The 9350-nt window shown below is 64.2% G+C and carries 10 protein-coding genes; 9 read left to right on the forward strand and 1 reads right to left on the reverse strand.

What is annotated here, in order from left to right; genetic code table 11:
- The first annotated feature begins 138 nt into the window (after positions 1 to 138).
- The 8 genes from AB1609_09105 (at position 139) to AB1609_09140 (ending at position 8563) form a co-directional block, all read left to right on the forward strand.
- Positions 139 to 1179, forward strand: a complete 1041-nt coding sequence (locus tag AB1609_09105) for a tripartite tricarboxylate transporter substrate binding protein (protein MEW6046623.1) — start codon at positions 139 to 141, stop codon at positions 1177 to 1179.
- A gap of 104 nt (positions 1180 to 1283) precedes the next feature.
- A complete protein-coding gene (locus AB1609_09110) occupies positions 1284 to 1769 on the forward strand; it encodes a tripartite tricarboxylate transporter TctB family protein (GenBank protein ID MEW6046624.1) in 486 nt (161 codons plus the stop codon).
- A gap of 42 nt (positions 1770 to 1811) precedes the next feature.
- A complete protein-coding gene (locus tag AB1609_09115; GenBank protein ID MEW6046625.1) occupies positions 1812 to 3323 on the forward strand; it encodes a tripartite tricarboxylate transporter permease in 1512 nt (503 codons plus the stop codon).
- Complete coding sequence (locus AB1609_09120) at positions 3320 to 4312, forward strand: hydroxyacid dehydrogenase (GenBank protein MEW6046626.1); 993 nt, start codon at positions 3320 to 3322, stop codon at positions 4310 to 4312. Before AB1609_09115 ends, AB1609_09120 begins: the two co-directional genes overlap by 4 nt.
- A 79-nt stretch (positions 4313 to 4391) precedes the next feature.
- Positions 4392 to 5363 (forward strand): tripartite tricarboxylate transporter substrate binding protein, encoded by a 972-nt coding sequence (locus tag AB1609_09125; GenBank protein ID MEW6046627.1) that lies wholly within the window; start codon positions 4392 to 4394, stop codon positions 5361 to 5363.
- A gap of 17 nt (positions 5364 to 5380) precedes the next feature.
- A complete protein-coding gene (locus AB1609_09130) occupies positions 5381 to 5869 on the forward strand; it encodes a tripartite tricarboxylate transporter TctB family protein (GenBank protein ID MEW6046628.1) in 489 nt (162 codons plus the stop codon).
- A gap of 30 nt (positions 5870 to 5899) precedes the next feature.
- Positions 5900 to 7405 (forward strand): tripartite tricarboxylate transporter permease, encoded by a 1506-nt coding sequence (locus tag AB1609_09135; GenBank protein MEW6046629.1) that lies wholly within the window; start codon positions 5900 to 5902, stop codon positions 7403 to 7405.
- Between the two features lie 255 nt (positions 7406 to 7660).
- Positions 7661 to 8563 carry a dihydrodipicolinate synthase family protein gene (locus tag AB1609_09140; protein ID MEW6046630.1) on the forward strand — a complete coding sequence of 301 codons (903 nt, stop codon included), beginning with the start codon at positions 7661 to 7663 and terminating at the stop codon, positions 8561 to 8563.
- Positions 8564 to 8856: 293 nt separating this feature from the next.
- Here the strand turns inward: AB1609_09140 and AB1609_09145 are convergent, their stop codons facing one another.
- Positions 8857 to 9081: a hypothetical protein gene (locus AB1609_09145; protein ID MEW6046631.1), complete on the reverse strand. Its 225-nt coding sequence runs from the start codon at positions 9079 to 9081 to the stop codon at positions 8857 to 8859.
- A gap of 48 nt (positions 9082 to 9129) precedes the next feature.
- On the opposite strand from AB1609_09145, the gene AB1609_09150 reads away from it, so the two are divergent.
- A partial coding sequence (locus tag AB1609_09150; protein ID MEW6046632.1) for a transposase occupies positions 9130 to 9350 on the forward strand: 221 nt, incomplete at its 3' end.

Consider the following 9350-nt stretch of genomic DNA (forward strand, 5'->3'; position numbering starts at 1 on the left):
ACCTGAGCACCGGACCCGCCGTCAGCGGCTTGCTGAGGGCATTCCAGTTCCGGCAGCAGTAGTGGGCGAGCTCAATGTCCTGGGTGAAGAGTTTGGCGTGAGATGGGGGGGCGATGACGGGCAAGGCTAGGCAGGGTCATGAGGTTTCGCAGCGAGACGGCAAAAAGACCTGTACCGGACTTTGGAAGATTGGGGGCTGAGACAAGGATGGGGCGTGGTATACGCTCGCTTGGGTTGATTCTAGCGGTCTCTCTCGCACTGACGGCGGTGGCTGTGCCGGTAGCGCTTGCCGCAGAGTATCCAACTAAGCCGATTCGGCTCGTGGTTCCGTTTGCTCCTGGGGGCTTGAACGATGTCACGGGCCGAATTCTGGCAGAGTATCTCGAGCAGGAGCTAGGCCAGCGGATCGTTGTTGTCAACATCGAGGGTGCGGGTGGCGTTATCGGGAGCCAGGAGGTGCTGAAAGCCGCACCCGACGGTTATACGCTCTTGTGGCACCACCATTCACTTCTTACTGCCAACATCATGGGGACCGCGCCCTTCACGTGGGACGCATTCACTCCGGTGGCATCCGTGGTGCAGACGGGTTGCACGCTGGTCGTGAGGAAGGACGCACCCTGGAAAACGTTGCAGAACCTCCTGAAGGATGCCCGCTCCCGGCCGGGGCAGATCCGGTACGGGGTCAACCTCGGCACCATGTCGCATTTCGGCGGGCTCAGCCACGGCCTAGCTGCCGGCGTCTCGTTCGCGTACGTCGGTGGCGGTGGCGACAACGTCCGCATCGCGCAGCTCCTCAGGGGCGATATCGATGTGGCGTGCTCCGGCGGGCTGACCGTGGACTATGTGCGGTCCGGTGAACTTCAGGCACTTGCCTACATGTCCGATACGCGCTCTCCGGCGCTTCCTGACGTTCCGACCGGGATCGAACAGGGCTTGAGCTCAACCGAAGTGTTTACCCTTGTGATCTTCGGCCCTAAGGGGCTTCCCCAGGAGGTCGTCTCCAGGCTCAACGACGCCGTTGCCAGGATAGTCGAGGATCCGGGCTTTGTATCCAGAATGCACCAACAGAATTTGGTGCCGTTCTACCTCCCGGCCGGGAAGCTGGTTGAGTATCTCGCCGCGGAACAGGCGAGGCTGGAGGAGATCGCGAGGAAGTCCCGGATCGGCCGGTACCGGTAAGACGATACCACGCCTGGCCGTAGGGTGCACGACGGACCGACGCAGGAGGGCCTGGCGACATGCAGGCCCTCCTGCCGGGGCGGGCCCTGAGGGAGGTATGGTAGATGCGTTCTGACACGGGGTTCGGGCTTGTGTTTGCCGTGCTGGGGCTGTCCATCGTCGTCTCAACGTTCACGCTCCCGGAGCGACTGTTCGATTTCGTCGGGCCGCGCGTGTTTCCCCAGGTTATCGGCACGCTCATGTTTGTCTTCGCAGCGGCCCTGATCGTAAAGGACATCCGCTCACATCGGCTCCTCGCGGGGCAGCCGGCGTACGGGTCGGGTGAGGCCGGCAAGTCCGAAGCTGCTGCACAGGCCGGCGAGCGGCGCCCTGCGGTGGCTTTGTTGCTACTGCTTTTGAGTAGCGCTTTTGCGCTCGCCCTGCCCAGGATAGGCTTCTTTGCAAGCTCGCTCGGATTTCTGGCGGTCTCGATGATGGTGCTCCGAGGCCCGCGGCCCGCCCGGCTTGCGCACGTGGCTACCCTGGCGGTTCTACTGGCGGGGGCTATGTATCTATCCTTCGAGAAGCTGCTGGGAGTCATGCTTCCCTGAAGTGGCCCCTACCTCCCGGATCATGGTGCTGGAGGTGCGCAAGTGAGCGCAGGACCCGTAGCCGAGGCGATTCAAGTGTTCCTTGCCCCGGACCTCCTGCTCTGGCTGCTGGTTGGGGCCGCGGCGGGCATACTCATCGGGGCGCTGCCAGGGCTGACCGCGGTCATGGCGATCACCATCCTGCTGCCCTTTACGTTCACGCAGTCCGCAGAGCGAGGTTTGGCCATCCTCATCAGCGTCTACACGGGGGGAATGTCGGGGGGACTCATCTCGGCAATTCTGCTCCGCATGCCGGGCACCCCCTCCTCCATCGCGACGACCTTTGATGGCTACCCGATGGCCCAGCAGGGGCGAGCGGCCAGGGCCATGGGGGTGGGGATCCTTGCATCGTTCTTTGGAACCGTTGTCGGAGCTCTGTTGCTCACCCTGGCTGCCCCGCCGCTGGCACGCTTTGCACTGAGCTTTGGATCGTTTGAGTACTTCGCGCTGTCCCTGCTGGCGCTTTCCGTCATGGTCTCGCTGTCAGGGAAGTCGGTGCTGAAGGGCCTCCTGAGCGGCCTGCTTGGGCTGTGGATCGCCTCGATCGGCTCGGATCCGGTGGAGGCAGTTCCCCGATTCACTCTTGGCCTGACGGAGCTCCAGGGCGGGCTGGCACTGCTGCCGGTGCTCGTTGGGGTGTTTGCTGTATCGCAGGTTCTTCGCGAATCGGAGCACGTGAACAAGGCTTACCTCCTGCCACCGACCAACTACCGCGGATTCCTGCCTTCCCTCCGGGAACTGCGCGCCCATGTGGGCAATGCCATCCGGTCGGCCCTGATCGGGGTCTACGTGGGCGCGCTGCCCGGCACGGGCGGGGATGTGGCCGGGCTCCTTGCGTATGACTGGGCGAGACGGCGCTCCCGCCATCCCGAGCGCTTCGGGCAGGGGGCAGAAGAGGGGGTTGTCGCCTCCGAGTCGGCCAACAACGGTGTCATCGGCGGTGCATTGATTCCAACGCTGACCCTGGGAATCCCGGGCAACGCCGCGACCGCCATTCTGCTTGCGGGGCTGACTATTCACGGGCTCAACCCGGGGCCGTTCCTGTTCCGCGACCACAAAGAACTTGTCTACTCCGTCTTTGCCGCGGTCTTCATCTCGGCGTTTCTGGTCCTGGTGGTTCAGTTGCTGGGCATCCGGCTCTTTGTGGGCGCCCTGCAGTTTCCGAAGCACGTACTGCTGCCCGTCGTGCTCATGTTCTGCTTTCTCGGCTCGTTTGCGCTCAATAACCGTATCTTCGATATCTGGGTCCTCATCGTTTTCGGCGTGCTCGGATATGTCCTGGAAAGGGGCGGCTTCCCGCTTGGGCCGCTCGTGCTGGGCGTGATTTTGGGCCCCATTGCGGAGAACCACCTCAGGATCGGGCTCATGACGAGCATGGGCAGCTTCACGCCGCTTTTCGCGCGGCCGCTGTCGCTGGCCATCCTGGTGTTGGCCGTAGCAAGCTTCCTGTCGCCGCTGGTTAGGGAGTGGCAGCAGCGGCGCGCAGCGTGTCGCAAGGGAGCAGCACTGGCATGAGAGCCGCGGGTGCACGGGCGGGCGTACGACCCCATGTGGTGCTGACCGAGCCTATCAGGCCGGAGGGGATTCAAATCCTGGAGCGAGTCGCCTCGGTGGAGGTGCTATCGGCCGCGAACGAGGCGGAACTCAGCCGCGCGCTGGCCCGCGCGGATGCCGTGATCGTCAAGTTTGCTCGTATAACCGCGGACCTGCTCGAGAAGAACCCCCTCCTGAAGGTCGTCGCAAAGCACGGAGTGGGCACCGACAACATCGACGTCGATGCTGCCACGCGCCTGGGCATTCAGGTGGTCAACGTCCCGGGGATCAACTCCAACGCGGTGGCCGAGTTTGCCGTGGCGCTCGCGCTCAATCTACTCCGCGGTATCCACCTGGCCTACCACAAATGCGTCGCAGGGCAGGACCTTGCGCGCGACGAGTTCCTCGGGTCCGAGCTCGCCGGCAAGGTGGCCGGGCTCGTCGGGTTTGGCAACGTTGGCCGCCACGTGGCGAGAAAGCTAATCGCCTTGGGCGCGAAGGTGCTGGCCTACGACCCCTACGTCAGGCCGCCTCTGGGCGAGGGTTTCGAACAGGTGCTGCTGGCACCCCTGGACGGGCTGCTTCAGACGGCCGACATCATTACGCTGCACTACCCTCTCACGCCAGAGACCCGGCATCTGATCGGCCCGGATCGGATCCGGCTGATGAAGCGGACGGCCGTGCTGGTCAACGTCGCTCGACCCGAGGTGGTGGACACGGAAGCCCTCTTGCGCGCTTTGGAGCGTCACGAGCTCAGGGGGGCAGCCGTCGACGCAAAGTTGGGCGGTTGGGTCGACCCGGAGGGGTTGCGTGCGGCCCTGGACAGCGGGCGGCTCATCCTAACACCCCACATGGCTGCGCTTACAGAAGAAGCCCAGAGTGGCATTGCGCGGCAAGTCGCAGAAGAAGTCGTGCGGGTGTTGGGGGGGCAGTTGCCCTTACACCCGGTCAACTGGGTGGACGGGCGCTGAGCTGACATACGGCACCAGCGGCAATCGTCCCGGTGGAGGATTACGTGTGAAAGTACCGACAGGATGGGGGGGTCGGGATATGGGCCGACGCGGTTTAGGGCCTCGGCCGGTTGCGGTAGCAGTCCTCATGGTGGTGACACACGTCACGGGAGTTTTCGCAGCAGCCAGCGGGGTCGGTTACCCGTCCAAACCAGTCACGCTGGTCGTGCCCTTCGCGGCTGGTGGGACCGCCGACGTTGTGGCGAGAGCCATCAGTGGTCCCCTGTCGAACGCGCTGGGACAAAACGTCGTGGTGGTCAACAAGCCGGGCGGCGGCGGAGTGCCGGGGATGCTGGAGGTGAAGGGAGCGCCCCCAGACGGCTACACGATCTTGCTCGGCACCGTTCAGTACGTTACGCTGCATCCGACCAGGGTGGCCGATCTCAGCTATCGGGACTACGAGGTCATCGCCACCGTGAACCTGGCGCCCGCGGCGCTGGCAGTCCGAAAGGACGCCCGCTGGCAGTCCCTCGAGCAGCTTCTTGACGAACTCCGCGCCCGACCGCGGAGCGTCTCCGTCGGAACATCGGCTCGTTCCGGTGCCTGGAATATCTTTACGAGGCTGCTCGAACGACGATGGGACGTCAGCTTCAACATCATCGAGTACGGCGCCGGTGCGTCGCCGGCGGTGACGGCGCTGGCGGGCGGCCACATCGATGCCGCCATGGCGGGTACCCCGGAGGTCCTTGCGTTCGTGGAATCCGGCGACATCCGTCTGCTGGGTGTTACGTCCAGCAAACGCGTCCCCTTGTTCGGGGCGGTGCCGACGTTCGATGAGCTGGGTGTGAGCGGCTTCAACATGGCGGCTTTCCACACCGCGGCGGTGCCGAAGGGAACCCCTCACGAGATCGTTCGGACGCTCGAAAGGGCATTCCTGAACGCCGCGCACTCCACTGAGTATCGCCGGGTCATCGAGCAATCCGCCATGATTCCGGTGGCTATGGGGCGCGAGGAGAGCCTCGCATTCCTGCGCGAGCAGGAGGAGCTCTATCAGACTGTGCTGGTAGAGTAGTGATGGGGCGCAGTACAGTGTTCGCGGCTGTTGTCGGCAGTCTGGCGTTGACAGCGCTCGCCGTGGCGGCGGTACTCGGGGCCCGACACCTGCCCGCCTGGGAGCTTACGACCCCCGGCGCCGGGCTCTACCCGGTCGTCCTGAGCGTGGCCTTGCTGGTTTCCAGCGTCTCGACGGCTGCGGGTCTCGTTGTTAGCAGCGCCGCCAGGGGCGCCGGCAGAACGCCCCGGTCCCGCAACGGGGGCTCGGCACCGGGGAACGGGGAGCCAGAGGGCGACCCGCCAGGCCGCCACGCGTGGCGCGCCGCGGTCTTCGCGGCGGTTTGCCTGGCATGGGCGCTTTCCCTCAACAGGCTCGGTTTCGGTATATCGTCCGCCATCGCCGGGGCTGCCATTGCGTGGCTACTCGAGTCCCGCAGGCGACTGATGGCCGTGGGGGTGGGGGCAATGGGCGCCCTTCTTGCCAGCGTCCTGTTCTCCTCGGTGCTTGGGATGCAGCTTCCGTGAGTCTAGGTTGACATCGGAGCCTGATGACACGTGCTGGAGCAGTTCCTGGCCGGCCTTGCCACTGCTATAACACCGGGCAACCTGGGGGTTGCCTTTCTGGGGGCCGCGATCGGGACCCTTACAGGCGTTTTGCCGGGGTTCGGGCCGGCAGCGGCCATCGCCATCCTCATTCCTGCCACGTTCTCCTTGCCGCCAAGTAGCGCCCTCGTGATGCTCTCTGGGGTGTATTTCGGCGCGATGTACGGGGGCTCGACGGCGTCCATCCTTCTCCGGCTACCGGGTGAGGCTGCCTCGGTCATCACCGTCATCGACGGGCACGAGATGGCCAGGCAGGGCCGGGCCGGCCAGGCTCTGGCGGTCGCAGCGATCGGGTCGTTCGTAGGAAACGCTGTCGGCATCGCGGGGGTGGCTCTGGCCGCGCCTGCGCTGACCCGGGTCGCCCTGGCATTCGGACCGCCCGAGTATTTCGCCCTCATCCTGGTTGGATTGCTGCTGTCGACACAGTTCTTCGGCGAGAGCACCTTGAAAGGCGTTCAGATGCTCTTGCTCGGGCTGCTCCTCGGCGCAGTCGGGTTGGACCCTGTGTCCGGGTACCCAAGGCTGACGTTCGGGAGCACCGATCTCCTGCGGGGCCTTGACTTCGTGCCGATCGCGATGGGGTTGTTCGGGCTGGCGGATATGCTTGCCTCTGCGCGGAACGAAGTCGCCAGCAGGCCGGCCACGCCCCGGCTTCGCGAGCTCATCCTGAGCAAGGAAGATCTCCGCCGCAGCGTTGGCCCTATCGCGCGTGGCACAGCCCTGGGATTCCCGCTGGGCTTGATACCGGGCCTGGGACCGGTCGTCGCGTCGTTCTTGTCGTACGCGCTCGAACGGAGGATATCGAAGTGGCCCGGGTCGTTCGGCAAGGGAGCCATTGAAGGCGTGGCAGGTCCGGAGACCGCCAATAACGCAGCAGCGGCGGCCACGTTCGTGCCGTTGCTGAGCCTCGGGATTCCGTCATCCGCTGTGGCAGCCGTGATCCTGGGCGCGCTGGTCATCTTTGGCTTGCGGCCGGGCCCGCTGCTGTTGCGCAACAATCCGGACATATTCTGGACCGTTGTCGGGGGCATGTTCGTCTCCAACGCGATGCTGCTGGTACTCAACCTGCCGTTGATTCCTCTCTGGGCGAGCGTGGTCCGAGTTCCGAGGGCGATCTTCACTCCGCTCGTTCTCATGAGCATGGTTGCAGGCGCCTACAGCGTCAACGGTGCGGCGTTTGACGTGATGGTCATGGTCATCTCGGGAATCATGGGCTACTGGCTTGAGCGCCTCGGGTACTCGCCGGTTCCGCTTGTGATCGGGCTGGTGCTCTCGCCGCTTCTCGAGCAGAACTTCCGCCAGACTCTAGCTCTTTCGCACGGGAGTCTCGCGGTCTTCTTCTCGAGCCCGCTGTCGAGCGTCCTGATCGGCGTGGCCGTCCTGCTCCTGGTATGGCGGCCTCTGGCGCGCGCGGTTGCCTTCGTACGGCGTAAGGAACGGCTCGCGGCTGCTCGGTAGATAGCCGTGCGGTCACCGGGGCCTAGAAAGCAGAGTCCGGGCCATGCCCTGACAGGGTGCGAAAAAGAAGCTCGGGCGGGCAGCAGGAGGAGGTGGGGTGCGCAGCGAATTGTATATACCGAGATGGACGGAGACGTATCGGTAGGTACTGTGGGACGTTTTGCCGTCACCGTGGGTTGCGGCCGGCCCGACGGCGCAGCCCACACGAGCAACAACGTGGCAAGGCTGGCGCCGAGCCAATGGGGAGGTATTGCGGTGAGCAAGAACCTGACCGGAGTGTATCCGCCGATTATCACGTGTTTTACGCAGGACGGCGAGATTTATGAGCGAGGCATTCGCAACGTTGTGAGCTTCCTGAGTGAGAAAGGCGTCAACGGGCTGTTCGTTATTGGCTCCTACGGCAGCTTCCCGCTGATGACCGATGATGAGCGCAAGCGGGTTGCGGAAATCATTTTCGACGAGGTTAAGGGCCGGGTACCGGTGATCGTGCACATCGGTTCCGCAGGGACCCGGCGGTCCATCGCACTAGCCAGGCACGCCCAGGAGCTGGGAGCTGAGGCCGTGGCGGCGGTCACACCGTTCTACTACTCGGGCTTTGCGTACAAGGAAACGGAGATCCTCAATCACTTCGAGCAGATCGTCAAAGCCGTGGACGTGCCGGTCTACCTGTACAATAACCCGAAGACGACTTACTACACGGTCAGCCCCACGACGCTGCTCAAGCTGGCCGACGTCGGCGTGCAGGGTCTGAAGGACAGCAGCGGGGACCTGATGCTGTTTGCCGACTACCTCAACACAGTCCGGCCGAAACATCCCGACTTCAACTTCATGATCGGCACGGTCGGGCTCATCCAGCCTTCCTATCTCTTCGGGGCGCGCTCGTGCGTGGCCGGTACCGCCAACGTCTTCCCCGAGCTGGTGCTTGAGCTGGTATCGAAACTCGAGCAAGGTAAGCACGAGGAGGCCAAGGATCTCCAGTTGAAGGTTATCCAGATTCGCAAAATCCAGGCTATCACGGGCTTTCGCCCGGCTGGCTGCTACACCATGCTCAAGATGCGCGGTGTCGATGCCGGCGTGCCGCGCTTGCCGTGGCGGTTGCCGAACGAGGAAGAAACCAAGGCTATGCGGCGGCAGCTGGTGGAGATCGGGATGCTCTGAAGCGTGGCCACCCGCGGGCGGGTTGCGTCTAAGACGCAGCCCGCTCCGACCTTTCGTTGTCCCCTGCGAATTCCACGGTGGGCTGGAAGCGGGCGGGATCAGCCCACCTCCGAGCGCCACCGCGACGGGCCGGCGCGGCCTGGCGTCTGTGGTCGCAGCACCCGCATGCTCCCCCAATGGTGGGAGGGATGGACTGGCGTTGTACAGCCCGTGGTAACAACCAAGCCCCTCGAAAGGCGACATGACGGGATCCGGACGGTGTACGGGTTTTATCTACGCGGTCTTCCGGTGGCTTATCCCGATCTTGAGGGATGGGGCGGGACGTTCACCTCGGCGGCCAGCCTTTTCAGGCGCTGATCCAGCTCTGCCACGATGGACGCCCGCTTCTTTTGGTCTCGCTCGGCCTCCTCAGGGTTGCGGACAATGACGAAGGTCGGCAAAACGAAGCCGCAGGCGGACCTCTTCCGGATGGTGAGCCTGGACCAGTTGGTGCCAACGAACCGCATCCTGCGCCGCATCGATGCGGGGGTAGATTTCTCGTGCATTCCGCAGCAGGTGGCCGACAAGTGCCGCGCGGACTGGGCGCGGCCCTCCATCGATCCGTAGCTGACGTTGCGGCTGTACACGCTGCCTACCTATTTAACCTGTCGGAGCGAGGGGTCTGCCGGGAAACCCAAATACATGCAGGGTTTCGGTGGGTTTGCCGACTCGACTTCCATGACCCGGTTCCGGACAACTCGACGCTGGTGAAGACTCGCAGGCTCTGGGGTTTGAGAGACCTTCAAGG

The organism is Bacillota bacterium, from assembly GCA_040754675.1.
Taxonomy (GTDB): Bacteria; Bacillota; Limnochordia; order Limnochordales; family Geochordaceae; genus Geochorda.

What these genes read in the sequence shown, in the direction of transcription:
- AB1609_09145 (MEW6046631.1), bottom strand. Translation starts at nt 9,081, where the DNA reads ATGCGGCGCAGGATGCGGTTCGTTGGCACCAACTGGTCCAGGCTCACC.
- AB1609_09125 (MEW6046627.1), top strand. Translation starts at nt 4,392, where the DNA reads ATGGGCCGACGCGGTTTAGGGCCTCGGCCGGTTGCGGTAGCAGTCCTC.
- AB1609_09120 (MEW6046626.1), top strand. Translation starts at nt 3,320, where the DNA reads ATGAGAGCCGCGGGTGCACGGGCGGGCGTACGACCCCATGTGGTGCTG.
- AB1609_09110 (MEW6046624.1), top strand. Translation starts at nt 1,284, where the DNA reads ATGCGTTCTGACACGGGGTTCGGGCTTGTGTTTGCCGTGCTGGGGCTG.
- AB1609_09105 (MEW6046623.1), top strand. Translation starts at nt 139, where the DNA reads ATGAGGTTTCGCAGCGAGACGGCAAAAAGACCTGTACCGGACTTTGGA.